Here is a 24,913-nt window from a genome sequence, read left to right on the forward strand (position 1 = left end):
TAGCAAGATCAAAACCCGAGCGACGACCATGACCGACACACTTGAGATCACCGACAAAACGCGCCTGCGCCGCTCTCATCAGCGGGGACATTTTGACCGCACGACAATCAACGCCATTCTGGACGCGCAGCCGATGTGCAGCGTGGGGTATGTGATTGATGGTGCGCCTTTCGTGACGCCAACGCTGCAATGGCGTGAAGGCGATCATGTGTACTGGCACGGATCATCCGCCAGCCGCGCGTTGCGCAAATCGCGTGACACGCAGGTCTGTCTGTCTGTCGCGATTCTGGATGGCTTTGTTCTGGCGCGGTCCGGGATGCACCATTCGGTCAATTCACGCTCGGTCACCTTGTTTGGGACAGCGTTCAAGATCGAGGACCCTGCGCAAAAGCTTGCGAAGCTGGGGCGCTTTGTCAACGGCTTGTTCCCGGGCCGGTATGAGGGACTGCGCCCGGATTATGAGCAAGACCTGAAGGCGACGATGGTGCTGGGCATGGAAATCACCGAAGGCAGCGCGAAAATCCGCACCGGTGGTCCGATTGATGAGGACGAGGATTACGACCTGCCGATTTGGGCGGGCGTCATTCCGGTGCGCACCACGGTCGGAGAGCCGATCCCCGACCCGCGCAACCTTGAGGGCGTTGCCATGCCCGACCACGTTCAGTCGTTCAAACTGTAAGGCGCGGCCATGACTCATCTGTCAGTGAACCTGAACGTCGCCGCTTTGCTGAGGAACCGGCGGGACCATCCCTGGCCGGATATCCTCGATCTGGCGCGGATTGCCCTGAACGCGGGCGCGGTCGGTGTCACCGTGCACCCCCGCCTGGATGAACGCCACACCCGCGCCGACGACGTACGCGCGTTACGTGGTTTTCTGGATGCAGAGTTTCCCGACCGGGAGCTGAATGTCGAAGGTTACCCCGACGCGCGCTTTTTGGCGCTGGTCCACGACGTACGCGCGGATCAGGTGACGCTTGTGCCGGACGATCCGGCACAGGCGACCAGCGACCATGGCTGGGACTTTGGCGCAGACGGGGCGATGCTTGCCGATGTTATTGCCGGGTTGAAACAGAACGGCCACCGGGTGTCTGTTTTCGCCGACCCCGAGGTCAGCCATATGGCGCAGGCCGCCCTGACCGGGACAGATCGGGTCGAACTTTACACCGGCCCGTTCGGCAGTGCCTATGACGACCCGGCGGCAGAAGCGCGCGAACTGGAGCGTCTGGCCCAAGCGACCGCCGCGGCCGAGGCGCAGGGCCTTGAGGTCAATGCCGGGCATGACCTGACGGTTCAGGGGCTGCGGAAACTGACCGCTCGGGTGCCGTCGATTTCCGAAGTCTCCATCGGTCACGCCCTGTTTTGTGATGCGCTGACCTTTGGCATGGCCGAAACCGTGCGGCGATATTTGACGTCTTGCGGACAACACAACATCTGATACGGATCAAAAAACAGCTCCACCAGCGGCCCCTTGCCAAAGGGGCTGTTTTGGAGTCCGGCGCCATGGACGCGATAACCATCTGGCGCATTTTTGCCTGTGAATTGTGAAATTGGCGTTCAAAATGCTGGACGAAACCGTTTTAGTGTCCAATGATGGCGTTAACATTCTGTTGCTGTATCATATCCACTTGCCGCGAAACGATGCAAAAAATAAGGCGGGTATGATCTGGGGCAGCATGTAAATAAAAGACTTTCTTGCTGTGAGCTCGACGAAAGTTAACTAACTGGTTAGATAAGAGCGGGAGACTCGCAAGAGCCTGGAGGACAAGACGCTAAATAATCGGTAGCCTTGTGGAACGGGAACGCCCGGCCGCGGCAGAAATCGCCAGGTAAAAGAGCGCGTCAGAACGCGCCCAAAGACAAAAAGATCGCATTTAGGGAGGAAACGATAATGCGTAAAATGCTGAAAACAAAATCGGTCATTGTGGCTGGGCTGCTGTGTACGTCCAGCCTTGCGCAGGCCGAAGAGGTAGAGGTTCTGCACTGGTGGACCTCGGGCGGTGAGGCTGCCGCGCTGAACGTTCTGAAAGATGACCTGTCAGGTCAGGGTGTTGGCTGGACCGACATGCCGGTTGCTGGCGGCGGGGGTGAGCAGGCGATGACAGTGCTGCGCGCCCGTGTGACCGCTGGCAACGCGCCGACGGCGGTGCAGGGTCTGGGCTTTGACATTCAGGACTGGGCCGCGCAGGGCGCGTTGGCCGATCTGAACGAGGTGGCCGCGCAGGAAGGCTGGGATGAGGTTGTGCCTGACGCGCTGAAGGCGTTTGCCAAGCATGATGGCAAATGGGTCTCGGCCCCGGTGAACGTGCATTCGACCAACTGGGTTTGGGCCAACAAGGCGGTTCTGGACGCAAACGGCATCGCACAGCCGACCAACTGGGATGAGTTCGTCGCCGCCGTTGAAGCTCTGAGCGCCGCCGGTGTGACGCCCATCGCCCATGGCGGTCAGGCGTGGCAGGACGCGACCGTGTTCGACGCGATCGTCATGTCGACGCTGGGCCCGGACGGCTACAAGGCGGCCTTTATCGATCTCGACGAAGACACTCTGGGCGGTGACGCCATGAAAGAGGCGTTCGACCGCATGTCCTTTATCGCCGCCAATGTTGACGAAAACTTCTCGGGCCGCGACTGGAACCTTGCCACTGCGATGGTGATCAACGGTGAGGCCGGGTTCCAGATGATGGGCGACTGGGCCAAGGGCGAATTCCTGAACGCGGGTAAAACGCCGGGCGAAGATTTCCTGTGCTTCCGCTTCCCGGGCACGCAGGATCAGGTGACGTTCAATGCCGACCAGTTCATGATGTTCGATCAGGGCGGCGCGGTTTCGGCTGAGCAGGCGGCGCTGGCCAGCGCGATCCTGTCGCCGTCGTTCCAGTCGGCGTTCAACGTGGTCAAGGGCTCGGTCCCGGCGCGTACCGATGTCAGCGACGCGGATTTTGATGCCTGCGGCAAGCAGGGCATGAAGGATCTGGCGGCGGCTGCGGCCTCGGGCAATCTTTTCGGGTCAATGGCCCATGGCCACGCGGCACCGGCTTCGGTCAAGAACGCGATTTATGACGTCGTGACGGCGCATTTCAACGGCGAGTATGACAGCGAAACCGCTGTGGTCGAATTGGTCGACGCCGTTTCGATCGCCAAGTGATCTTTTGATCCTCGGGGTGGGGTAATTGCCCCATCCCACGAGGGCGATCTACGTCTCAACACCACTCGCAGGAGGGCGCGCCATGGCTGTTTCGGCCGACGCGGATTTCAAGACACGCCTTCAGAACTGGATTCCCAAACTGGTCCTGTCACCGTCGCTGGCGATGATGTTGGTCTTTGTCTACGGGTTCATTCTGTTCTCGGTCTACCTGTCCTTTACCGACAGTCGTATTCTGCCAACCTATGGCTGGGTCGGCTGGGAGAATTATGACAAGCTGTGGCGGCTAAGCCATTGGGAAATCTCGTTGAAGAACATGGGGATTTTCGCGGGGCTCTATATTGTCATTTGCACCGCTATCGGGTTGGGGCTGGCGATTTTCCTCGATCAGAAAATCCGGGGCGAAGGGTTGCTGCGCCCAATTTACCTGTACCCCATGGCGCTGAGCTTTATCGTCACCGGCACCGCATGGAAGTGGTTTCTGGACCCGGGTATCGGGTTGGAAAACGTCATGCACACATGGGGCTGGACCAGTTTTGAATTCGACTGGATCAAGAACCGCGACTTTGCGATCTATACGGTTGTTCTGGCCGCGGTCTGGCAGACCAGTGGCTTTGTCATGGCGATGTTCCTGGCGGGCCTGCGTGGGATCGACAATGAAATCCTGCGCGCGGCGCAAATGGATGGGGCGTCGAACTGGAACCTCTATCGCCGCATCATCATCCCGCAGTTACGTCCGGCGTTTTTGTCGGCTTTCGTGATCCTCAGTCACCTTGCAATCAAGACCTTTGACCTTGTGATCGCTTTGACGGGTGGTGGGCCGGGTCGTGCGACTGAACTGCCCGCTACTTTCATGTATTCCTACACCTTCACGCGGAACCAGATGGGGATCGGTGCAGCCTCGGCCACGATCATGCTGATGACCATCGCGGCGATTATGATCCCCTATCTCTACGCTGAATTGCGGGAGAAACGCTGATGTCCCAAGCCACTCAGGATACCGCAATCCGCACCGGCCGCGTCACGCGTACGCTGATCTATCTGGTGCTGCTGCTATTTGCCTTGTTCTACATGTTGCCGCTTTATGTGATGCTGGTGAATTCGGTCAAACCGCTGGAGGAGATCACCGGCGGTGGCATGATGGACCTGCCGCAGGCCTTCACGATTGAGCCCTGGCTCAAGGCGTGGTCCTCGGCTCAGATCGGTGTCGATCCGACCGGGTTGAAGCCCTATTTCTGGAACTCGATCAAGATGGTGGTTCCGGCTGTGATGGTCTCGACCATTTTGGGCGCGCTGAATGGGTATGTGCTGACCAAGTGGCGGTTCAAGTATGACACTATCCTGTTCGGATTGATGTTGTTTGCCTGTTTCATCCCGTTTCAGATCGTCCTGATCCCCATGGCGCGGATGTTGGGTATCATCGGTCTGGCGGGTACCACCTGGGGTCTGGCACTGGTGCACGTGGTCTATGGGATCGGGTTCACCACGCTGTATTTCCGCAACTATTACGCCGTTTTCCCGACCGAGTTGATCCGTGCGGCACAAATCGACGGCGCCGGGTTCTTTCAGATTTTCTGGCGCATCCTGCTGCCCAGTTCCGGGCCGATCGCGGTGGTTTCGATCATCTGGCAATTCACCAATATCTGGAATGACTTTCTGTTCGGGGCGTCCTTTGCCGATGCCAACAGTCAGCCGATGACCGTGGCGCTGAACAACCTTGTGCAGTCGTCCACGGGGGTAAAGGAATACAACGTTCATTTTGCAGGTGCCATTCTGGCGGCCCTGCCAACTCTACTCGTCTATATCGTGGCCGGTCGGTACTTTGTCCGCGGCCTGATGGCGGGTTCGGTGAAAGGATAAGACCTGATGGGTTTTCTGGACATAGATAACGCGACCAAATCCTACGGGTCGGTCGAGGTGCTGCACAAGGTCGACATCTCGGTGCAAGAGGGTGAGTTTCTGGTGCTGGTCGGGCCGTCAGGCTGTGGCAAATCCACCCTGCTGAACATGATCGCGGGGTTGGAAGAGATCACCAGCGGCGAAATCCGCATCAAGGAACAGGTGATGAACGGGGTCCACCCGTCAAACCGCAACATCGCCATGGTGTTCCAAAGCTATGCTTTGTATCCCAATATGACCGTGGGTCAGAACATCACCTTTGGGCTTGAGATGCACGGCGTGCCCAAGGCTGATCGGGACAAGGCGATGAAAGAGGTCGCCAAGCTGTTGCAGATCGAACAGTTGCTGGATCGCAAACCCGGCCAGTTATCCGGGGGGCAGCGTCAGCGTGTTGCGATGGGCCGTGCATTGGTGCGCAACCCGGATGTGTTCCTGTTTGATGAGCCCCTGTCCAACCTCGACGCCAAGCTGCGCGTCGACATGCGAACCGAGATCAAGAAGCTGCACCAGAACCTCGGCACCACCATCGTCTACGTGACCCATGACCAGATCGAGGCGATGACCCTGTCCAGCCGCATCGCCGTGATGAACGGCGGATACGTTCAACAACTGGGCACGCCACAGGAAATCTATGACACGCCTGCCAACATCTTCGTGGCAACTTTCATGGGTTCACCCGCCATGAATGTGGTGCCCGCAAAGGTGGTGGTGCTGAATGGCCGTCCGCATGCCGAGGTGGCCATACACGATGGATCGATGGCGCAACTGCCGTTCAGTCAGGACAATCTGGCCGCATGGGATGGCCGTGACATTCTGCTGGGCATCCGGCCCGAGACGATCACGGATATGGATGGGGCGGACCGCAAGTCCTCGAACATCGCGCAGATGACCAATCGGATCGTTGTGACGGAACCCGCCGGATCGGACACGTTTGTGTCGATGACGCTTGGGGGGAAGGATGTCATTGCTCGCATGCGCTCGGACGCCGAGGTTGCGCCGGGGCAGGATTTTGCGTTCGCCGTGAATATGGAAAAAGCTGTGGCTTTTGACCCGGAAACTGAAATGCGGATCACTCCGTGACTTTCGTTGAGGTCGAGGGGTCACCCTCTCGGCCTTGATGACTGAAGATCAGTTGCGTTGACTGAACGTCAGATCGGAAATCGGCGGTTCGGCCAGACAGCGCGTGGTAGAACTGCACAAGGCCCGGCTCGACCTGTTGCGCCTGTGCAAGGCAGTCTTCGCACAGCTGCTCAACCTGATCGTAGGGCAGGCGATCTCGGATCGCTGTGATCAGCTTGGCGTGAGAGACTTCAAGCTTTTGGAAGGCGGGTGTGGCCAGCAGGGTTTTATCGCCGACCAGAACAAACACAGGCTCCAGATCAGACCGCCCCTTGAGGTGCACAAATCCGGCCTCAAGCATCGCCATGTCATCTCGGGTTTTGTCGTGAACCGAGTTCGAGACGACAATGTCATAATCCACGTGGCGGCAGCTCTGCTCGATCCGGGCTGCGACATTTACCACATCGCCGATCACTGTGTAGTTGAACCGGCGCTTGGATCCGATATTGCCGACACAGGCCAGACCTGTCGCACACCCGGTCGCCAGCGCAATCGGCGGACGCCCTTGCATCACCTCCGAGGCGTTGAAGGTCACCAGCGCCTGTCGCATGAGCAACGCGGCCTGTGCGGCACGACAAGGGTGATCCTCGACCGGCAGCGGGGCGTTCCAAAAGGCCATCACCGCGTCGCCGATGAATTTGTCGATCGTGCCTCTTTCCTGCAGAATTTCATCGCCCAGCTGCGAAAACAACTGGTTGAGCAGGGCAACCAGATCGGTCGCCGAGACGGACTCGGACAGGGGGGTAAAGCCGCGAATATCCGAGAACATTACGGTGATTTCCTGCGTCTCACCCCCCAGTTGCAACTGATGGCCCGATCCTTCCATTTCGTCCAGAATCTCGGGCGCGACATAGTGGGAAAAGATCTGACGGATCACCCGTTTTTCCCGCTCGGTCGTGATGAACAGATACCCCGCCAGCAACCCGAAATTCGCCATACCGCCCATCAGCGGAAAGGTGACGTCAAACAGAACAAGCTGGTTGCGAAAGGCCAGCCAACTGATCCCAAGCACCACCGCGGCCGAGGCCCCGCCCGCCACGAACGAGGCGACCGCGCCAAACCGCGCCATCACGGCCGTGACGACGATGCCCAGAGTGATAAAGGACAAAAGCTCAAGCGCGGCGGTCACGTCCGACCGGCTGAGCATTTCGCCGGTCAGGATCTGCTCTAGCAATTGCGCGTGTATTGAGACACCGGGGACGGATTCCCCTAATGCCGTCTGGTGCATATCAAACAAACCGGCGGCTGAAGTGCCGACAAGGATAATCCTGCCTTCGATCTGTTCACGCAGTACAGGATCGTCCGGTGCCTGCATGATGTCATTGGCCGACAGATACAGGTCGGGATCGTCGCGCCGGTACCGCACCCAAACTTCGCCGTTTTCGGTGGTGGGCAGTCGGAAATCGCCAATTTCCAGCGCCAGCATAATCCCGGCTTCGTCTGGCGTGCCTTCGGCGATGATGATGGATTCACCCATCGCAACCCGAAGCGCCTCGATCCCCAGGCCGGGCAGGGCCCCGTTTGGGCCGCCCCACAACACTGGAACCCGCCGAATGATCCCCGTGCCCCCGAGGGGTGAGACATTGACCCCGCCAATGCCCGCCGCGTTGATTTCCAGTGGTGGGGCAGACGGTGTCCAATGAGGGACCGAGACCAGCCCGGCAGTCGGTGCTTCGCCAATCTCGATAAGTCCGGCCTTGGCTGTCGTCGCTGTGCCATTGCCGGTTTGCCGGGCCGCCGCACCCAGCACGACGGGCCAATTGGCGATTTCCGATGCAAACAGGATGTCATTGTCCAGCGTAGCGGCCTGACTGTCGCCGGACAGAAGACCGGCAAGGCTGGGATCTTTGAGAAGCCGTGCGGGCGAGAACCTGTCGGGTTCGACGAACAGCATGTCAAAGGCGATGGCCGCTGCGCCATGTTCCCCGAGATTTTGAACCATTTGCGCCAACAGGGTACGTGGCCATGGCCACTGACCCCAGCTCTCAAGCGATTGTTCATCGATATCCACCACCCGCACCGGCAGGTCCGGGTTATACTCCCGCGGAGACATGCGTTGCAGAATGTCGAAATAGATGAGGCGCGTCATGCGCACGGGGTAGGGGTCGATCACTCGAATGAAACACCCAAACAGGATCAGACCAAGCCCCACCAGTTGAAAGCCACGGTGTCGCCCGGTTCGTTCTTTGGGCTTTCGGGTCACGTTTGCCTCCGAAATTCCGGTGGTTTAGCCGCCGTTGCCGCCATTGCCACCTGCAGCGCCGCTTCCGGGACTACCGCCAAAGCCGCCGGTGCTGCCGCTACCGATCGTGCCGCCACTGCCCGGACCACCGCTGCCAGAGCCGCCACCTATCGAACCGCCGCGCCCGTCTCCGCTACCGCTGCCGCCTCCGATATTGCCGCCAGTGCCGTTCCCGCTGCCAGTGCCGCCACCGATACTGCCACCATTGCCGCTTCCTGTAGGTCCATCTGCGGGGGATGGGGACTCGCCCGGAGACGCGCTAGCCTCGGCGCTTTGCACGCCGGATTGCTCTGGATCGGGACGGCGATCTTCCGAACGCTGCGGTGGCGGGGGCAGGGTGTCTGTCCCGCATCCACCGACGTCTATCTGCAAGGGAACCAGTAACTCTTCCTGCGCGCGGACAAACGGAAACCCGGTATCCAGCGCCTTGTCATAGCTTTCGCGATCAACTGGACGCCCGACATTTCCGGCCTGCGTCGTGGCCAAAAGACTGCATTGGCGACCTGCCTCACGGCAGGTCCCGCTTTGGCCGCACATCTCAACACGCCCCTGCAGGACCAGCATCGCGCTTTGCGTGCCCGGGACGACCCACAGATCAAAGGTGGTGCCCCGCACGGCCATGGTCGCGGTCGGTGTCTGAATGGAATAGGCGCGCTTTTTGCTTTTGCCCGAGATGAACCGGAAACTGCCGCCTAGGGCCTGAACGGCAAAGCTCTTGGCTTTACGGTTGCCGCGCAGCATCGTTACGTCCAGCATCATACGCGCATTCGGACCGATGGCGATCTTGGTTTCATCCACGAAAAGCAGTTGCACAACGCCGTTTCTGTCAGTCGAGATTGCATCCCCAGATGCAACATCCATCCCCGCTCGCAAAGCCTGAGATTTTCCGTCACGCGTGATTTGGGCACCCTGTTTGACACCAATGACCGTTCCAATATCGGCGATGCCTTGCGCTGGAAAAACTAAGAAACAACAGAAAACAAATAACACTTTAAACCAAGCCAAACCCACCGGTATTCCCCCACATAATGGTTCCACGCGCATCGCGCCCGCCGCTCGGTTCTGTGCCTCTATTTATTCAATCCATTGAAATGGTTTTTAATAAATATATGCAAATATGCCTTAAAACCTGCATGTTTGGCAAGTTTTGTCTGATTGCAGGGCCCGCCCGTCGTGCGGGAATGCCCGCGTGGTTCAGAAAGTTTCGCCGTACAACACCGTCCTTTCGCGAGGCAAGGCCCGGCTTTTGGTCTTATTCGGGACCCGCAACCTTTGGCATCCTTCGACCATGTAACGGTGCAAACAAGTTTCCTCTTCTTTGCCATTTAACCGAAGCCATGGGCGGGTAGGTGACGCGAAAAGCCCCGCCAAGCCTGCCGCAAAACCCGGGCCAACCGGTGCGTTTTCAAAGGGTTTGCATCGCCCGGCAAAAAAATCAGAACACTGCAGAATTGACCTTGTGTTTCCGTTGCGTGGACGGATATACCCGTCGGCGGAGACGTGGCCGAGTGGTCGAAGGCGCTCCCCTGCTAAGGGAGTAGGCGGGAAACCGTCTCGAGGGTTCGAATCCCTTCGTCTCCGCCATCCTTTTTCACCTGGCGATCAAACTTTTTGCGCGTGACATCGGGCCGTTTTGTTTTGCGATCAATTAGGTGTGCCTTCGAAGGGTGCTCTGGCGGTTTTGGTGCATGGTGTTCTAAGCTCTAGCGGGGTGTAGGAAAGCTGCTATAGTCCCTCAAAACAAGGGGGAACAGAGCCACATGAACAACCGTTTGCGCAAGATCACCATCGTCGGGGGCGGGACGGCGGGTTGGATGACCGCGCTTATTCTGGACATGGTGTTTTCCCGCACTTCAGGGCCAAAGGATCGCCCGGCTATCTGTCTGATCGAAAGTCCGAACATCTCGACCGTGGGTGTGGGGGAGGCGACTGTTCCGCGCATGCCGGTGACCTTGCGTCAGGCAGGCATTGCCGAGCGGGATTTCTTTCGTGAAACCAATGCGTCGTTCAAACTGGGCGTTAAGTTCTGTAACTGGAACAAGGATGCCAAGGGCAATCGCATCGACTATGTGAACCCCTTCGCCCACGGTCAGATGGTTGAGGGGTTGGAGGCCGCCGAGTATTTCCTGCGGTTCGGCAACGGGGATCGGGATTTCACGCAGTCGATCTCGCCTCATGATCATCTGGGTCGCATGTGCAAGGGCGCGCGGCAGCTAGGCCAGCCGGAATTCGAGCAACGCTTTGGCTATGCGTACCATCTGGACGCCGTCAAATTCGCGGGCATGCTGACCAAGGTCTGCACCAATCGCGGGGTTGAGCATATTCAGGATGAAGTCCAGTCAGTCGAGCTGGACGAGCAGGGCAATGTCAGCCACCTGATGTTGGAGCGGAAAGGCCGCCACGACATCGAGATGGTGGTAGATTGCACCGGGTTCCGCGGGTTGATCATCAACCAGGCGCTGGGTGAGCCATTCATGGATTACTCGGACTACCTGCCCAATGACCGCGCTATGGCGCTACAGGTCGAACATCCCGATCCGGAAAAGATCGAAAGCCTGACCCGCTCGACCGCGCTCGGCGCCGGTTGGACGTGGCGGGTGCCGCTGTATAACCGGGTGGGGACTGGATATGTGTTTTCGTCGGCTCATCGCACGGACGATCAGGCGGCCGATGAATATCTTGAGTGGCTGGGCGACAGCGGTAAGGGTTTGACCCCGCGCGTGATCCCGATGCGTGTGGGGCGTGTGCGCAATGCCTGGGTCAAGAACTGCGTGGCGATTGGCCTGTCCGGCGGATTTATCGAACCGCTGGAAAGTACCGCGATCCATATGATCGACCACGCGGTGCGTTGGTTCGCCGAACATCTGCCCACGCAGGAAATCGAGCCCGCGATGCGCGACAGATATAACCGGCAGATGGATAAGATGTATAATGAGGTGCTGGAGTTCATCTGTCTGCATTACCGTCTGGGCAACCGCACAGACGATCAGTACTGGATCGATGCGCGTACCGAGATGAAACTGCCGGATCGCTTGGCCGAGAACCTCGAACTGTGGCAATATCGTCTGCCGACGGATCATGACATTGAGTTCGCCACGCTGTTTGACCATCGCGTGTATCAGACGGTTCTGCTGGGTAAACAGGTCTATGACACCGGCTATGGCCCGGACATTCGTGATCGCCTGCGCCCGCTGAAAAAGCCGATCTGGTTCCAGGGGATGAAGCGTGCAAAAGCGGATCTGGCTCAGATCATCAAATCGATGCCGGACCACAAGACCCTGTTGCGCGACATTCGGGGGGAATTGGGCAAACCGGCTTTCGGTATGGCTGCAGCGATGCAGCCCACCGTTGCGATGCCGGGGACAAAGCCGGCCCCTGTCGCCGTCCAGAACATGCCGAACTTTGCCGAAATCGAAAGCGGCGCGAAGGACCTGCAACTTTTCTAGTGCGGTCCGGTAGGGAGAGTGGCATTGAACGGAAAACCGGGGCGGGGCTCCGGTTTTTCATTTTGTGATCCGTTGCAATGCGATTGTCAGGCTTGCTGTGGTCGTCTTTATGGTCTGTGCCACGGGCTTTTTGAGCGGGCTTGAATTGGCTGACCCAAGCACGACACGTGGCTGCGTCTCTCTGAAAATCGCTTGGACGAAACAGGTGTCGCCCTAGACAAATCCCTTAGCCCGTAAGAACCTGTGCGCAACCCACAACAAGGAGTCGTTTGGATGAGATTGATTGGTTGCACCGCTTTGGCATTGTTTCTGTCCTGCACTTCGGTTCTTGCTGCGGACACAGAGACCTGCGCGGCAGGCATGACACTGGAGGATGGCACGCTGACGATCGCGACCGGTAATCCAGCCTATTACCCTTGGGTGATGAATGATGCACCCGAAAGTGGCGAAGGGTTCGAGGCCGCCGTGGCCTATGCCATCGCCGAGAAAATGGGCTTTGGCCCGGATCAGGTGACATGGGTCCGCACAAGCTTTGACGAGGCCATTCAGCCCGGTGCCAAGAATTTCGATTTCAACATGCAGCAATACTCGATCACACCTGAACGAGAGGAGATGGTCGATTTCAGCCTGCCCTACTACACCTCTGCCATGGCGGTCCTGACCACCAATAACGTGGTCGACGCGGGCGCCGAAGCAACGCTGGAGGGCCTGAAGGGGCTGAAATGGGGGGCTGTGGCCACCACTACCGCGATCCCAATGCTGAACGATGTGATACAGCCCACGGACGAGCCGCTGCTTTACAACGACAATGCCGATGTCAACGCGGCCATTATGGCCGGACAGATTGATGCCGCGCTCTATGATCTGCCCACGGCGCTCTACCTTTCGGCTGTGGTTGTTGAGGGCGGGACCTTGCTGGGTCAATTCCCTCCGGGCCAGTCAGAAAGCCCTGACCAGTTCGGCCTGTTGATGGAGGATGGCAACGCGCTGAAAGAGTGCGTCGACGCCGCCATCGCCGAACTGACCGAAAGCGGAGAGCTGGCCGCGCTTGAGGCCCAATGGCTGTCCGAGGCGACGGGTGTACCGGTCATCGAATAAATGGGTGACACATCGTTGCACAGCCGCCGGACCACGCCGTCAGACGCGACCCCCACGCGCCGCGAAGCCTATGAGGCCAGGGTTCGGCGGCGCGCGAACCGGATCGCACTGATATCAACGCTCAGCGTGGTTGTCGCACTGGTGGTCCTTGTCCCGCTTGCCCCGGGGTGGGAGGCGGTGCAACGCGCGTTCTTCAATGGCCGGGTGTTTACCGCAACCTTTCCCGGCTTGCTGGACGCCTTTTTGATGAACGTGATGATCTTTGCCTGGTCAGCGCCTCTGATCGCTTTGACTGGGCTTGCCATTGCACTGTGCCGCGACACGCGCGCCCCGGCGCTGTTCCCCCTGCGGCTGTTCGGGATCGCCTATACCGATGTATTCCGCGGCCTGCCGGTGGTTCTGGTGATCTACATCATCGGCTTTGGTGTACCCGGTCTGGGCCTGCCCCGACCATGGAACAGCCCCTATATCTGGGGCACGCTGGCGCTGGTTCTGGTCTATTCGGCCTATGTGGCCGAGGTGATCCGCTCTGGCATCGACTCGGTCCACCAATCGCAGCGTTCGGCGGCCGCGTCACTGGGGCTGAGCGACAGTGACACCATGCGCTTTGTGGTGTTGCCGCAGGCCATCCGCAATGTGGTTCCGGCTAATATGAACCTGTTTATCGCCCTGCAAAAAGACGTGGCGCTTTTGTCTTTCATCGGCCCGGTCGAGGTGTTTCGGCAGGCTGGTGTCTACAAATCACTTTACGCCAATTTCACACCTTATGTCGGTGCGGCCCTGATCTTTCTGGCGCTGACCATCCCCGCCACACGATATGCGGACTATCTGATGAACAAGCAAAACAAGGCGCGCTCATGACGGCCAAGCTTTCGTTGCGCGGGGTGCGCAAACGGTTTGAGGATCACGAGGTTTGCAAAGGCATCGACCTTGATGTGAACGATGGCGAGATGGTGTGCCTTATTGGCGCCTCAGGGTCCGGCAAGTCCACCCTGTTGCGCTGCATGAACCTGCTTGAGCCAATCGACGACGGCACCATCTGGTTGGATGGGCAGGATATCTCTGAACCGGGTCTGGACCCTCAGCCTGTGCGCCAGAAGATTGGCATTGTGTTCCAAAGCTACAATCTGTTTCCCCACATGACAGCGGCAGAAAACGTGATGCTCGCCCCCCGCCGTGTGCATGGGCTCAGCCGGGATCAACTGCGCCCGCGCGTAACCCTACTGTTTGACCGGTTCGGGTTGGGCGACCGGATGGGGCACTATCCTGATCAGCTGTCGGGTGGGCAACAACAACGGGTTGCCATTATCCGCGCGCTGGCAATGGAGCCTCAGATCATGCTGTTTGACGAGATCACAAGCGCATTGGACCCCGAGCTGGTTGGCGAAGTTCTGGACGTCCTGCGCGATCTGCGGCAGCAGGGGATGACCATGGTACTTGCCACCCACGAGATGGGCTTTGCCCGCGAACTGTCAGACAAGGTGTGTTTTCTGGATGCCGGTCGCATTTTAGAGCAAGGCCCACCCGAGATCCTCTTTTCCAACCCACGCGAGCCGCGCACCAAAGCATTCCTGTCACGCGTATTGTGATACCGCACTGGTATTGCGCGCGCCGGGGCGTGGTCGCTCAAACAAAGCGCTGATTGCCACGCAGTGATGCGGTGCAGTGCAGAGGTTTTTTGGACTGTGTTTTGGTGGGCCTGACGAGAGAAACCTCAAACCATTTATTCGAGGTTCTTGAGGACTGGGAACGCGATCTCGCGACATTAGACCTTAACGGTCTGAGGTGCGATGATGAGCAGCCTAAGCCCAAAATTTAACAAGATTTCGCGTGGCAAAGCGGCCAACAAGAACTATCCGCCGCCTTTCTCACTGCGCCTCACATATGACGAACGCGCACGTCTGGATGCCGAGCGTGGCGACAAGCCGCTTGGCGCATATATCCGTGAGCGGCTTTTCGGCGATGATGTTGCACCGCGCAAACGACGCGGGAATAGCCCGGTACAGGACAAAGAAGCCCTCGGGCGCGTTTTTGGTGCGCTCGGCCAGTCTCGCCTGTCAGCAAACCTCAATCAACTCGCAAAGGCCGTAAACTCAGGTTCTTTGCCTGTCACGCCGGAGACCGAAGCTGATCTTCAGGATGCCTGCCGTGAAATCGCCGATATGCGCGCGGCCTTGCTTCGGGCGCTCGGAAAATCATCGGGCAACGCGCCATGATGCTGAAAGCCAAAGAACGCGGCAACGCCCCACAACTGGCCCGCTATCTGCTGTCGATGCGGGATAATGAGCATGTGGAACTGCACGACGTGCGCGGCTTTGTCAGTGATGACTTATTAGAGGCGTTCAACGAGGCAGACGCCATTGCACGCGGCACACGCTGCCAGAAATACCTCTTTTCCATGTCCTTCAACCCGCCTGCCGAAGCCAAGGTCAGCACGGGACAGTTCGAAAAGGCCGTGCGACAGGTTGAAGATAAGCTGGGACTGTCAAATCAACCCCGCGCCATCGTGTTCCATGAAAAAGACGGGCGACGGCACGCGCATGTCGTTTGGTCACGGATTGATAGCGAGCGGATGCGCGCCTTGAACATGAGCCATTACAAAACCAAACTGCGTGACGTGTCGCGCCAGCTATTCCTTGAACATGGCTGGACGATGCCGCGCGGGTTGGAAGACCGTCGTATGCGCGATCCTTTGAGTTTCACACTAGCTGAATGGCAGCAGGCCAAGCGCTCGGGCCTGAATCCAAAGGAGTTGAAAGCCATATTCAGGGCCGCTTGGGACTCGTCAGACAATCGTGCTGCCTTTGAACAAGCCCTTCGATCACGCGGCTTCTGGCTCGCCAAAGGCGATAGGCGCGGCTTTGTTGCCGTGGACTATCGCGGTGAAGTCTATGCCGTTGCGCGTTACAGCGGTGTTAGGACGAAAGAGGTCGAGGCCAAGCTTGGCGATCCTCAAAAACTCCGCTCTGTCGAGCAAGCCAAAGCCGAAATCGCACGCGGCATGTCAACGCGTTTGCGCGAGTTCATTGATGATGTCGAACGCGACGCCAAGCGCCGTGAAGTCCTCGTTGACTTCCGCAAAGCAGAGACAGTCGGGCGGCATCAGGAAGAACGCAAACAGCTTTCAGATGCGCAGGAGAAGCGCTGGAATGCCGAGACGCGAAAACGGGCCGAGCGCCTGCCGAAAGGGTTTTCAGGCATCTGGCACCGTATCACCGGACGCTATGCGAAGGTGCGCGCGCAAAACGAGCAAGAAGCGCTGGACGCCCTGCGTCGCGACCGCGCCGAGAAGGACAACCTGATCTTCAAACAGCTTGAAGAGCGGCAGGCAATGCAGCGCGATATCGACATCCAGCGTAACGCAGCGCGCGACGAGCTCATGCAGCTACGCGAAGATGTTGCCCGGTATCAAAGCGATGATGATCGTCCTGATCACAATCATGAGCGTTTAGCTCGTGCGCGTGAGCAACTTGATCACGTTATCAACAATCGCAGCCGCAAACCGCGCGGTCACCGCAGGAGAGGTTTCGAACCTTAAGAAGTTGAAGCTTTGAGAGGTATGCACTCATTTGGAGAAGGAGGTTCGACGTCTCATTTGTTCTGTTCCTGTGGCTTCGAAACGGTGCAACGGTAGTCGAGTGGAAACGTTACTAATGCCAAAATGGCTCCATTCCGTCGAATTGAAAGGAAGGGCAAAAATGCTTGATAAACATTCAGTAATGTGAATATATAAAGAAAAAACTACGAGGTCCCATGAGAGCACTAAAAATCGCATTTGTATTTGCCGCTACTTCGCTATTTCCAACAACTGGTTATTCAGACCCAACACAATCCGATATGGACTTTGTAGTACGCACCCTAGATGAGCTTCAATCAAAAGGGATTGATGCTAAAATCGCCCTAGGTAGCGATTTCATTTCGTCGTCATGCCAGTTCTATTTGAAACACCCGTTGGCTCTTCCTGAATACGAGAACTATAGCGTGGTTGCGTTAACAACACCTAGTTTGGACGATTCTCGTCAGGAAACTAGGGAATTATGCTTCTCTAAAGACAGAAAAGTGATCAAAGCTGCAATTCTTGTCTCAGGTGATCCAATAAACTACCTAGATCATTTCTAGGCTAAACGCCGTTTTCCTCATTCGACCCGATGGCTCTCAACGACGTTGCGATATTGATCGCCGAAACTAACATTACCAGTAACCAGAAGACTACGAGGCACCAATACGAACCAAGTTCGACTTCCCTTCCAACATCGCCCCGGAAAACAAAAAAGCACGCCGTCGCCACCAACAAACCCAACCAAGTTATGGCTGCCAACAAACATGAAGGTGGTCGATAATAAATGTAGGGCAAAGATAGAAGAACACCCCCTGCGATCCCAACGAAGCAAAACCCAATGTAAGCGATATGTAAGTCTTTTGGGTACAGGCTTGCTATTGGGATAACGCCTGAGGTCACAATCCAAACCAACAATGATGTTAACAAACCGGATAGAAATGATACGACTATGGCCAAAATTACATTGTCGACTAAAAACTTCCATACTTGATCAAACATTACAGTTCCTCATTGAGTAAAGAACCTCTTTCGTTCGTCGTCGGTGACACTGCACATAAATTTTGTCATGCCTAATGGCAGCGGACTATAGAATTTCGCAATGACGCAGGCCTTGCCACCTTCTCCAGAGAACGTAATCGGATGACTGACCTGAAACACCGAACTGCCTTCGAATTCGCTTGCCTTGGGATCAACAAAAAACGATGCCTCCATACCGTCTGAACCAGAAGCTGGAGTAAAGAAGGAGCCTGACTTCTCTATTAATACCTTAGTGTTTTCGATAGTTGGTTCCGGTGTAAACTCCCGCAAAAATGAAATGTAGGGTGAAACAATCTCAGACTCTCCCGACGAGTGGACTTTATACACAAATTCTACCTTCTCGCCGTCGAATTCGACTGACGATTCAAATTCTAGTTTCGTGCCATCAGGCGCTACAAAAGAGCCACCAATATTCGGGAGGTTTTTATTTGAATCGGGAGGAATGCGAAAATCTACGGAAGGGTCTACGTTAAACTCGCGTTTAAGCGGTAGGAGATCATCTGGTAGCAGGTCAAGCTCCAAAGGTTCAAATATATCGTCGCGATAGGTTTCCGGGGCAGATAACTGAACCGGCCAAAGTATTTCCGCATTCGCGTGTGAATTCGTAAAAGCTCTCAGGTGCGTAACTTTTGGCGCTGGGTACGATAGCTTCTTTCGGAAGGGCCAAGATACATCACTTATCCCACTACCGGGTTCAATGGGATAGGTTAGAATTGGAAGACCAATATCTTCCCATCCAAAGTCCGTTATCGTATGATCTTCGCTTGTATTAATGAAACCAAATCTAATGCATACATTGGCAATGTGTGCTCCGCCACCGATATCGTTTAGTTTCTTCTGGATGCCAAACATCGACAATGCTTCGAATGTTACCGGTGTTCCCGTGTCATTCAGGAAACTGTTTGGGAACCTATATACATCAGAGGTGCGAGCATGAAGCGGAGGGCCTGCAGTTAAGTCACACGCTGCGTTTTGGCTATCAGCCGAAACACCTCGGCCACAATAAACTAGAAATGCAAGAAGAATAAGTTTGAGAGCATTTTGCATGGCTAATATATACCTTATAAAATGTGGTATCAGCATGCACTGTCAACGTCGCCTGCTCAAGCTGAATGTGTAAGCAAATTCCCTCTCCTGTCTCCCGCAACCCGCATGCCAGTCGGTAACTGACGCTGGCGTATGGCGCAGGTCTTTCGTTGCAACTTGCTTTGTCGGCTCCCCCGCTGCCTGCGCAAAGCTCCGTTGCGGTCCCCCCCAACAATGCGTTGCACCGGCCCTGTCGCATGCGCCGGACGCATCGTTACCGGCTGGCACGGGGTCAGCCGTCAAACAAACAGGAGACTGATATGAAAACTCAAACACAACCCAATCAACACCAACAGAACCGTTCAATGCGCCCTGATTACCGCGTCTGGTTCGTTTCGGAGGAACCCAACGGCCAAGCGCTCTGGACCGAAGTTGCAGCCCTTTGGCCCACCAAATCCGGCAAAGGATATCACGGTCCGGTCCAGACACCGATCCCTCACACCGAAGGGCGGCTGGTGACCATGCCTGTGCAGGACAAAAAGCCCTCACAGTGATAACCCAACCTCACCAAATAGGGTGCTGCCAATCGGTCAGCGCCCTTTTCTCTGTTCTGAAACAACCAACGAATTCCCGTAGCTATTCTTTGTATTACACCCCTAAATCCCTACGAAATGAGAGAATGCAAGATGTGTTTTGTAGTACAAAACCCTCTTGCCAAGGGGCCCGCTGCGCGCCCCTGTGGAACCCCCGGCCATTGGCTCTGATAGGGCATTGAGCCCAGTCAGAGCCATCAGACCGTATCGTCGGTCAACCACTCGCGGGAGACTTCGCTCTCCCTGCACCCATCGATCAAAGGGCGTTCCTGCCCTTGTGAAATCCTGACCATTTCATGGAGACCAGAAAGGGAGCTTTCGCGCTACCCTTACCTTGGAACCATCCCATCGATCAAAGGGCTATCGCGCCCCTTGAAACCACTCGCAGGCGTTTGACCGCTGCATCACCAATAAGGGGAGCGTTCCTGCTACCCCCAATACCCCCATGAGGACTTCATCCAGACCAATCCTTGTTTGCAAGCTAAAGCTCGTCTTTTGTTCGACACCGATGCTTGGTCTGGGATCAAGTCGCCTTTCAACTGCTCAGCTTTTTGTGCAAGGATAGAACTTCGAAGCATCCAGACTACTTTTCTTCTCAAACGGAAAGGAGTCAGATTACTTCTTTGCAAGTCACGTTGCTTTCAAAAGACGAGAGCCTTTTAAAAGCTACTTTCTAAAGAACAAGACTTGACACTCAAGTTTTCAAAAATTGCTAAATTTTTAAGAATAGAAGCAAGCAAGATAGCTCGGAGTTTGAATAAGAACTCGTTGCTAATGCCACTTGACGAAAGCTCCTAATTTGATCTGAGATGGCCTCTTTGGTCAAAGCGAATCTCAAGTTTCGCTGTGGTGGTTTAACTAGTTGAATATATAACTGGTTGATAAATATATGAAAATAACTATTGACTATTTCCCATATGATATAATTAGAGGTGCCCTTTTGGGTTCAGAAAAACACCGGCAATTGACAGAGATTTATGAATGGAGTAGAACATGAAAGACGATAGCGGAGGTGTCCGCTTTGAAAATGACACTTCTACAGTTGTAGAAACAAACTTCAAAACAAAAGCTAATGAAGAGGCGAGCTCGATGAGCAGCCTTCAGCTTACTCGTAAGCCGGATGGGTCGTTACACTTCTCAGTAAGAGGAACAGTAGCAATCCTTGCTGTATTTGCTGTTGTGCTAATCTTGGTATTAGTGAAGTAATCTGCGAGAGAAGTTACAAGCAAGTAGATGTCGAGCGATGATTTGGGGCGGTTCAAAGCGACTGCCCTTTTTCTTTCCAAGATGCGAAGTAGTTGCTTCTTGCATGGATAGATTTACGGAGGGGACTTCTATAGTTCCTCAATGATCTGTTCAGTGCTCACTAAGGCGAGCCATTGACTGGGCGATGTAACTTTGTTGCGTCCATCGGCGATGTTGCTCTGACACATTGGACAAAGCACCCCAAGCGCCTTGACCGGGACTTTGGCCGGAAGAAGTGGGGGGATGAAGGATACGCCCGTGAGGAACTGGTTGCTGAACTTGGCGCAGCGTTTCTGTGTGCTGATCTGGCACTGACGCCTGAACCCGGTGAGGATCATGCCGCGTATATTCAAAGCTGGTTGAAGGTTCTGAAAGAAGACAAACGCGCGATCTTTTCAGCCGCCGCACATGCGCAGCGCGCCGCAGATTTTCTGCATGGGTTGCAGAGCTCTGATGCAAAAGAAGGGGCTGCCGCATAAGCGGCAGTTTTCTTGTAGGAATGCGTAGTGTGCAGCGGTGGTGCAATTTCGCGGGGGCAGTTGATTGTGCTACGCTTTCCTTTTCAGATGAGAGATAGTCAGATGCTTTTTCGTGTGATTTCTGGGTTTGGGTGCGTTCTGTTGGCGTTGGTGGGAGCAGCGCAAGCCGCTGAATGGCAAAGCGGTGAAGCTGCTAACGGCGCTTGGTCGATGATCGAAGAAGGGAAATTTAACCTGCGGATTTCCTGCTGGCCGGATGATCCCAATTTCTTTTTTGTGCTTTCTGGCGGCCCATTCAATGGGATGCAGAATATAGATGACAACAACGAATCGATGATGATGTGGATTGAGTTATCGGACGGGCGCACCGCGCGGCACCCGATAGACGGGCACTATTTCGCACCTGACAAAGCATTCGTTGGCCGTTTTATCGTTTCCGATTTTGTGCTGGAAGAATTCCGGCAGGGTGCAAAGCTCAGCCTGACATCACCAACAGGCGCAGAAATCGCCGCTTTCGGTATGCAAGGAACCGGAAAGGCGCGCGGACACTTTAAACAAGCTTGTAGGATTTAGTTTCCCGCCTATTCATCAGGAAAGAGTCCGGGCATCCAGCGGCCCGCAAGCTTGGCCGGAAATGCAAGCTGCAGTGGTGCGCGGGTACTATCCGAATGGAGTGCTCCAACTTCAATTAGAGCAGAAGTCACCCGACGCGCGCTTCGTTCGGTGACGCCAAGCAATGCAACAACGTCTGCGCGCGCCATCGAGCCTTGCATTAACACAGCGCGCAACACCGTATCGGATTTGGGCGGCAAAACTCCCGCGCGCATTTCCTCTTCCGCCCAGATCAAAATGCGATCCCGCAACCTGTCCGGTTTCATCAGGTCTTCCATGAACTTGACCTGATCGGTACAGATTTTCAGGAAGAACGCTGTGAAATCGGCCAGCGCTGCTTCGCTGAGTGTGCCGCGCCCGTCGAGATCGCCGCGCCGGGGTTTATCGCAGGCGGCCAAATGGCGCTTATATTCCGTTTCATTGCGGGCTAGGCCACGCGCGACCGACCAGAGTCCTTTGGTGTCGAGTGCGTTTTTCAGCATTGCATACGACATCAACCGGGCCACCCGGCCATTGCCGTCCAAAAATGGGTGAACCCATAACAACCGATGGTGCGCGCACCCCGCCGCCAGTATGGATTCAATGCGCCCGGCGCGTTGGTAGGCGGCCTGCATCCGATCCAGAAAACGCGGAACCGCACCGGGGCTTATGGCAACGTGGCGTCCGACTTCTACGTCAAGCGTTCTGAATTCCCCCGGTACGACTGGGAGTTTTTCGCCCGTCGAAAGCATCTCAACGAATAGCAAATCTTGCGGCAGTAACTCGCAAAATCGACGGTGTATCTCCCGGATCATCTCAGGTGAGGCCGGGTATTCAGTTAGCCCGCCTTCATCGATCCATTTTTGAACCGTGATATGTGCTTTGGCTTCAAGCTGTAGATCGCGTTTTTCAGGGTCGGCGCTATAGTCATCATTCAGCGCTCTTTCGATGTCGATAGGGTGTGTGTTGTGACCTTCGATGAGGTTGCTGTAGTAGCAGTTCATCGACCGGATCAAATCAGCTAATGCGTCTGCAATAGATGACGGTAGACTGCTGGCAAAGCGAGCGGATGCCGTTGCCAGATCGAGGGCGAGATCGTTTAGTGCCGCACGTTTCGGCGAGCCTTCACTAACCATTAAAGGCTCAAACAGGCCAATGGTTTCGCCGTCATCTCTTGCTAATTCGTCACTCATTATGTCCGCTTTCCTGTCCGCAAAAGTGAGGATCAGAGTATATAAATATCATGTACTTATGTGCTTTGTCAGTCAAAAAATGCCCGGCTCTATGTCCGTTTTTGTGTCCGCTTTCGCGTCCGGTTGGCAAATCGCGCTCTAAAGACCGGCTGATCGTGAAACCAGCCGGTCGATATCGTTATATCCGCGGCGCGCGTGTGGCGAGCTCGTTATCGATGTTTTTCATCGAAACAAGCGCATCGCGTTGTACCCGGCTATCGCGGGGTGCCGCAGTAAAGGCGATAAGTGCCTCTTTGCGCAGGCCGTATAGTGCGGCGGTGCTCAGTGCTGCCGCTTCAAATCGAGAAACAAGTTTCATGTCATTCTCCTTTTGCTTCAAGGAGACCCCGAACCATTCAGGGCCTTTCGGCCCCACACCCATCATGCTCGGCTCAGTGAAGGCGCTGATGGTTTGGGATGACGAAGATGCTTTTCATGGGAAGGACGTGAAACACTTCGAAGAATTGAAGCGGTGGCGTCGAAAGAACCGCCCACCGCGCAACAGAGGAATTTACGAAATTTTAACGGCAGTTAACTAAAATAGTGGTTGTGTTAAGTGACGTTGAGAAAGAACAAGCTCGGCTGGCTGCTACATTCAAGCGAAAAGCCCAAGATTTCGATGATCTTCAAAATGAGATTGCCGGACGCGACAACGGGCGTGCTGCTCGTTTCTTCAAAAGCGACAAGGCCGGAGGTAGATTGGGTCGCTGATCGGATGAAAACAGGCTTCAACAAGGACGGGTCAGCTCGTCATCTGGAAAGCCTAAACGTCGCTCGGGAAGCTACCTTCACCAATGAACTGCGTCAGGGGTCATTCTCTCGGAACCTGCAGAACATGAGCAACCGCCATCCGTGGCTGAAGTTGATTGTTCCGTTCGTACGCACCCCCACCAACATCATTGTCCAGTTCGCGCAAACCACACCGGGCCTGCAATATGCTTCGAAGACTTGGCGTGAAGAACTGGCGGCGGGTGGGTCTCGTGCAGCTACAGCTCACGGGAAACAAGTCGTTGGCGGTCTGATCTGGGGCAGCGCCATCATGGCAGCTCTGGACGGACGCATCACTGGCACCGGGCCGAAAGACCCACAACAGCGGGCGCGGTTGTTGGAAACTGGATGGCGTCCATACAGCTTCCGCATTGAGGGCGATGGCGGCAGCGTCCGCTACATCGAATACAAGCGGCTTGATCCGTTTGCCATGGTCTTCGGCATCGCTGCAGACGTCGCGGAGATCGGCGGCGAGCTGGACGAGATGACTATGAAAGATGTTGCTCTCGCGGCCACTGTCGGCTTGATGCAGAACCTTGGTTCAAAGTCATACCTGACAGGCATCCAGACCGCCGTTAAAGCGATGGAAGACCCAGCTCGGTGGGGTCAGTCCACGGTCAACAGCTACGGGTCGTCAATGATCCCGTTCTCGTCGGCCATGCGGGAAGCAAGGAAGCAGTATGACCCGTACATGCGGGAAGTTCGCAGCCTTGTGGACAGCCTGCGCAACACAGTGCCGGGTTTGTCCGATGACCTGCCAGCGCGGCGCTCGTGGATCACTGGCGAGCCTATCGCGTATCCGTCTGGCTGGGGACCGTCCAGCTTGTCTGCCCTTGGCGAAGCCGTAGCCGCATCCAACCCGTTCATCACCAGTGACTGGAAACAGGACAAGGTACTCGATGAGCTGACGGGGCTGCAGTATAGCTTCAGCGCCCCTACGAGGAAGGTGCAGGGTGTCGAACTGGATGCGAGCCAGTACGCACGTCTCAATGAGCTACACGGCACAATCAAGATCGGTAGCTACACCCTGCATGGGCGGCTGGAAAAACTGTTCGAAAGCGACAGGTATCTGCGGCTTCCTACGGACGTGTCAGACCCCACAGTCGATCCGCGCATCCGATTGGTTCAGAAAGTCATTACGGGCTATCGGGAGAAAGCCAGAGCTGAGCTGCTGAAGGAATATCCTGAGATCAAACAGCAGGTACGGTCGCAGCAGCAGGAGCTTTCGCGGAATGCGCGGCGTCGGCACTCAGGGATGGAAGCCTACGGCAATCTCGCCAATCAGTGACCCGGTTTAGCCATGATAATAAAGGGGCCTTCCGCTGTTCGGCGGGGGGCTTTAGCACATCGCAGACGGTTTCGGCGGTGGATCGAGGCGGGATTCCGGGTGCGGAAACGAAGGCGTGAAAAGTGTTTAAAAACAATGGACTAGAAATAGGTTC

Annotated in this window: 22 protein-coding genes, 1 tRNA gene and 1 pseudogene; 19 read left to right on the forward strand and 5 right to left on the reverse strand. The window is 56.0% G+C overall.

Features of this window, described 5'->3' with window-relative positions:
* Positions 1–28 precede the first annotated feature (28 nt).
* The 6 genes from ACRZ94_RS18020 to ACRZ94_RS18045 all read left to right on the forward strand — a co-directional run bounded on the left by ACRZ94_RS18020 (position 29) and on the right by ACRZ94_RS18045 (position 6,115).
* Positions 29–679, forward strand: coding sequence for a pyridoxamine 5'-phosphate oxidase family protein (locus ACRZ94_RS18020; RefSeq protein ID WP_480655859.1), 651 nt, complete (start codon positions 29–31; stop codon positions 677–679).
* 9 nt (positions 680–688) lie between these two features.
* Positions 689–1,435: a pyridoxine 5'-phosphate synthase gene (locus ACRZ94_RS18025; protein WP_480655861.1), complete on the forward strand. Its 747-nt coding sequence runs from the start codon at positions 689–691 to the stop codon at positions 1,433–1,435.
* Positions 1,436–1,897: 462 nt separating this feature from the next.
* A complete protein-coding gene (locus tag ACRZ94_RS18030; RefSeq protein WP_480656114.1) occupies positions 1,898–3,139 on the forward strand; it encodes an ABC transporter substrate-binding protein in 1,242 nt (413 codons plus the stop codon).
* 82 nt (positions 3,140–3,221) lie between these two features.
* Positions 3,222–4,115 carry a carbohydrate ABC transporter permease gene (locus tag ACRZ94_RS18035; RefSeq protein WP_480655863.1) on the forward strand — a complete coding sequence of 298 codons (894 nt, stop codon included), beginning with the start codon at positions 3,222–3,224 and terminating at the stop codon, positions 4,113–4,115.
* Entirely contained in the window at positions 4,115–4,996 is an 882-nt protein-coding gene (locus tag ACRZ94_RS18040) for a carbohydrate ABC transporter permease (RefSeq protein WP_480655865.1), read from the forward strand. The genes ACRZ94_RS18035 and ACRZ94_RS18040 overlap by 1 nt, the downstream gene beginning before the upstream one ends.
* A gap of 6 nt (positions 4,997–5,002) precedes the next feature.
* A complete protein-coding gene (locus ACRZ94_RS18045; protein WP_480655867.1) occupies positions 5,003–6,115 on the forward strand; it encodes an ABC transporter ATP-binding protein in 1,113 nt (370 codons plus the stop codon).
* Here the strand turns inward: ACRZ94_RS18045 and ACRZ94_RS18050 are convergent.
* Both ACRZ94_RS18050 and ACRZ94_RS18055 read right to left on the reverse strand, forming a co-directional pair.
* The gene (locus tag ACRZ94_RS18050; protein ID WP_480797982.1) at positions 6,105–8,357 is read right to left on the reverse strand and encodes a CHASE2 domain-containing protein; all 2,253 of its coding nucleotides are present in this window, start codon (positions 8,355–8,357) and stop codon (positions 6,105–6,107) included. The two genes, ACRZ94_RS18045 and ACRZ94_RS18050, sit on opposite strands and share 11 nt — an antisense overlap.
* Before the next feature lie 24 nt (positions 8,358–8,381).
* On the reverse strand, positions 8,382–9,257 hold the full coding sequence (locus tag ACRZ94_RS18055) for a FecR family protein (protein ID WP_480655871.1): 876 nt from the start codon (positions 9,255–9,257) through the stop codon (positions 8,382–8,384).
* Positions 9,258–9,890: 633 nt separating this feature from the next.
* Between ACRZ94_RS18055 and ACRZ94_RS18060 the strand changes: the two genes are divergently transcribed.
* The 8 genes from ACRZ94_RS18060 (at position 9,891) to ACRZ94_RS18095 (ending at position 17,059) form a co-directional block, all read left to right on the forward strand.
* Positions 9,891–9,980 (forward strand) — tRNA-Ser (locus ACRZ94_RS18060).
* A gap of 176 nt (positions 9,981–10,156) precedes the next feature.
* On the forward strand, positions 10,157–11,842 hold the full coding sequence (locus ACRZ94_RS18065; RefSeq protein WP_480797983.1) for a tryptophan halogenase family protein: 1,686 nt from the start codon (positions 10,157–10,159) through the stop codon (positions 11,840–11,842).
* A gap of 273 nt (positions 11,843–12,115) precedes the next feature.
* Positions 12,116–12,940 (forward strand): ABC transporter substrate-binding protein, encoded by an 825-nt coding sequence (locus ACRZ94_RS18070; protein WP_480655875.1) that lies wholly within the window; start codon positions 12,116–12,118, stop codon positions 12,938–12,940.
* Positions 12,941–13,801: an amino acid ABC transporter permease gene (locus tag ACRZ94_RS18075; protein WP_480655877.1), complete on the forward strand. Its 861-nt coding sequence runs from the start codon at positions 12,941–12,943 to the stop codon at positions 13,799–13,801.
* Positions 13,798–14,529 carry an amino acid ABC transporter ATP-binding protein gene (locus ACRZ94_RS18080; protein WP_480655879.1) on the forward strand — a complete coding sequence of 244 codons (732 nt, stop codon included), beginning with the start codon at positions 13,798–13,800 and terminating at the stop codon, positions 14,527–14,529. Before ACRZ94_RS18075 ends, ACRZ94_RS18080 begins: the two co-directional genes overlap by 4 nt.
* 204 nt (positions 14,530–14,733) lie before the next feature.
* Positions 14,734–15,156, forward strand: a complete 423-nt coding sequence (locus ACRZ94_RS18085; protein ID WP_480797984.1) for a hypothetical protein — start codon at positions 14,734–14,736, stop codon at positions 15,154–15,156.
* Positions 15,153–16,478: a relaxase/mobilization nuclease domain-containing protein gene (locus tag ACRZ94_RS18090; protein ID WP_480797985.1), complete on the forward strand. Its 1,326-nt coding sequence runs from the start codon at positions 15,153–15,155 to the stop codon at positions 16,476–16,478. Before ACRZ94_RS18085 ends, ACRZ94_RS18090 begins: the two co-directional genes overlap by 4 nt.
* Before the next feature lie 215 nt (positions 16,479–16,693).
* Positions 16,694–17,059 (forward strand): hypothetical protein, encoded by a 366-nt coding sequence (locus ACRZ94_RS18095; protein ID WP_480655884.1) that lies wholly within the window; start codon positions 16,694–16,696, stop codon positions 17,057–17,059.
* Positions 17,060–17,507: 448 nt separating this feature from the next.
* On the opposite strand, the gene ACRZ94_RS18100 is transcribed toward ACRZ94_RS18095, so the two are convergent.
* Complete coding sequence (locus ACRZ94_RS18100; RefSeq protein WP_480655885.1) at positions 17,508–18,584, reverse strand: hypothetical protein; 1,077 nt, start codon at positions 18,582–18,584, stop codon at positions 17,508–17,510.
* A 299-nt stretch (positions 18,585–18,883) separates the two neighbouring features.
* On the opposite strand from ACRZ94_RS18100, the gene ACRZ94_RS18105 reads away from it, so the two are divergent.
* The 4 genes and pseudogenes from ACRZ94_RS18105 to ACRZ94_RS18120 all read left to right on the forward strand — a co-directional run bounded on the left by ACRZ94_RS18105 (position 18,884) and on the right by ACRZ94_RS18120 (position 21,453).
* Positions 18,884–19,117, forward strand: coding sequence for a hypothetical protein (locus tag ACRZ94_RS18105; protein WP_480655886.1), 234 nt, complete (start codon positions 18,884–18,886; stop codon positions 19,115–19,117).
* Between the two features lie 1,032 nt (positions 19,118–20,149).
* Positions 20,150–20,362, forward strand: a complete 213-nt coding sequence (locus ACRZ94_RS18110) for a hypothetical protein (protein WP_480655888.1) — start codon at positions 20,150–20,152, stop codon at positions 20,360–20,362.
* A 218-nt stretch (positions 20,363–20,580) separates the two neighbouring features.
* A pseudogene (locus tag ACRZ94_RS18115) lies at positions 20,581–20,880 on the forward strand (zincin-like metallopeptidase domain-containing protein); the annotation flags it as partial.
* 102 nt (positions 20,881–20,982) lie between these two features.
* Complete coding sequence (locus ACRZ94_RS18120) at positions 20,983–21,453, forward strand: hypothetical protein (protein ID WP_480797986.1); 471 nt, start codon at positions 20,983–20,985, stop codon at positions 21,451–21,453.
* An 8-nt stretch (positions 21,454–21,461) separates the two neighbouring features.
* Here the strand turns inward: ACRZ94_RS18120 and ACRZ94_RS18125 are convergent, their stop codons facing one another.
* Both ACRZ94_RS18125 and ACRZ94_RS18130 read right to left on the reverse strand, forming a co-directional pair.
* Entirely contained in the window at positions 21,462–22,664 is a 1,203-nt protein-coding gene (locus tag ACRZ94_RS18125) for a Fic family protein (RefSeq protein WP_480797987.1), read from the reverse strand.
* Positions 22,665–22,842: 178 nt separating this feature from the next.
* Positions 22,843–23,022, reverse strand: coding sequence for a hypothetical protein (locus ACRZ94_RS18130; protein WP_480797988.1), 180 nt, complete (start codon positions 23,020–23,022; stop codon positions 22,843–22,845).
* A 243-nt stretch (positions 23,023–23,265) separates the two neighbouring features.
* Between ACRZ94_RS18130 and ACRZ94_RS18135 the strand changes: the two genes are divergently transcribed.
* Complete coding sequence (locus tag ACRZ94_RS18135) at positions 23,266–24,759, forward strand: hypothetical protein (RefSeq protein WP_480797989.1); 1,494 nt, start codon at positions 23,266–23,268, stop codon at positions 24,757–24,759.
* Positions 24,760–24,913 lie beyond the last annotated feature (154 nt).

Source organism: Ruegeria sp. CH10 (assembly GCF_056537125.1).

Excerpts from the sequence above, each read along its gene's own strand:
- ACRZ94_RS18130 (WP_480797988.1), bottom strand. The coding sequence starts at position 23,022 with ATGAAACTTGTTTCTCGATTTGAAGCGGCAGCACTGAGCACCGCCGCA.
- ACRZ94_RS18030 (WP_480656114.1), top strand. The coding sequence starts at position 1,898 with ATGCTGAAAACAAAATCGGTCATTGTGGCTGGGCTGCTGTGTACGTCC.
- ACRZ94_RS18090 (WP_480797985.1), top strand. The coding sequence starts at position 15,153 with ATGATGCTGAAAGCCAAAGAACGCGGCAACGCCCCACAACTGGCCCGC.
- ACRZ94_RS18070 (WP_480655875.1), top strand. The coding sequence starts at position 12,116 with ATGAGATTGATTGGTTGCACCGCTTTGGCATTGTTTCTGTCCTGCACT.
- ACRZ94_RS18025 (WP_480655861.1), top strand. The coding sequence starts at position 689 with ATGACTCATCTGTCAGTGAACCTGAACGTCGCCGCTTTGCTGAGGAAC.
- ACRZ94_RS18075 (WP_480655877.1), top strand. The coding sequence starts at position 12,941 with ATGGGTGACACATCGTTGCACAGCCGCCGGACCACGCCGTCAGACGCG.
- ACRZ94_RS18125 (WP_480797987.1), bottom strand. The coding sequence starts at position 22,664 with ATGAGTGACGAATTAGCAAGAGATGACGGCGAAACCATTGGCCTGTTT.
- ACRZ94_RS18080 (WP_480655879.1), top strand. The coding sequence starts at position 13,798 with ATGACGGCCAAGCTTTCGTTGCGCGGGGTGCGCAAACGGTTTGAGGAT.
- ACRZ94_RS18095 (WP_480655884.1), top strand. The coding sequence starts at position 16,694 with ATGAGAGCACTAAAAATCGCATTTGTATTTGCCGCTACTTCGCTATTT.
- ACRZ94_RS18035 (WP_480655863.1), top strand. The coding sequence starts at position 3,222 with ATGGCTGTTTCGGCCGACGCGGATTTCAAGACACGCCTTCAGAACTGG.
- ACRZ94_RS18120 (WP_480797986.1), top strand. The coding sequence starts at position 20,983 with ATGCTTTTTCGTGTGATTTCTGGGTTTGGGTGCGTTCTGTTGGCGTTG.
- ACRZ94_RS18055 (WP_480655871.1), bottom strand. The coding sequence starts at position 9,257 with ATGGATGTTGCATCTGGGGATGCAATCTCGACTGACAGAAACGGCGTT.
- ACRZ94_RS18100 (WP_480655885.1), bottom strand. The coding sequence starts at position 18,584 with ATGCAAAATGCTCTCAAACTTATTCTTCTTGCATTTCTAGTTTATTGT.
- ACRZ94_RS18065 (WP_480797983.1), top strand. The coding sequence starts at position 10,157 with ATGAACAACCGTTTGCGCAAGATCACCATCGTCGGGGGCGGGACGGCG.
- ACRZ94_RS18085 (WP_480797984.1), top strand. The coding sequence starts at position 14,734 with ATGAGCAGCCTAAGCCCAAAATTTAACAAGATTTCGCGTGGCAAAGCG.
- ACRZ94_RS18105 (WP_480655886.1), top strand. The coding sequence starts at position 18,884 with ATGAAAACTCAAACACAACCCAATCAACACCAACAGAACCGTTCAATG.
- ACRZ94_RS18040 (WP_480655865.1), top strand. The coding sequence starts at position 4,115 with ATGTCCCAAGCCACTCAGGATACCGCAATCCGCACCGGCCGCGTCACG.
- ACRZ94_RS18045 (WP_480655867.1), top strand. The coding sequence starts at position 5,003 with ATGGGTTTTCTGGACATAGATAACGCGACCAAATCCTACGGGTCGGTC.
- ACRZ94_RS18110 (WP_480655888.1), top strand. The coding sequence starts at position 20,150 with ATGAAAGACGATAGCGGAGGTGTCCGCTTTGAAAATGACACTTCTACA.
- ACRZ94_RS18020 (WP_480655859.1), top strand. The coding sequence starts at position 29 with ATGACCGACACACTTGAGATCACCGACAAAACGCGCCTGCGCCGCTCT.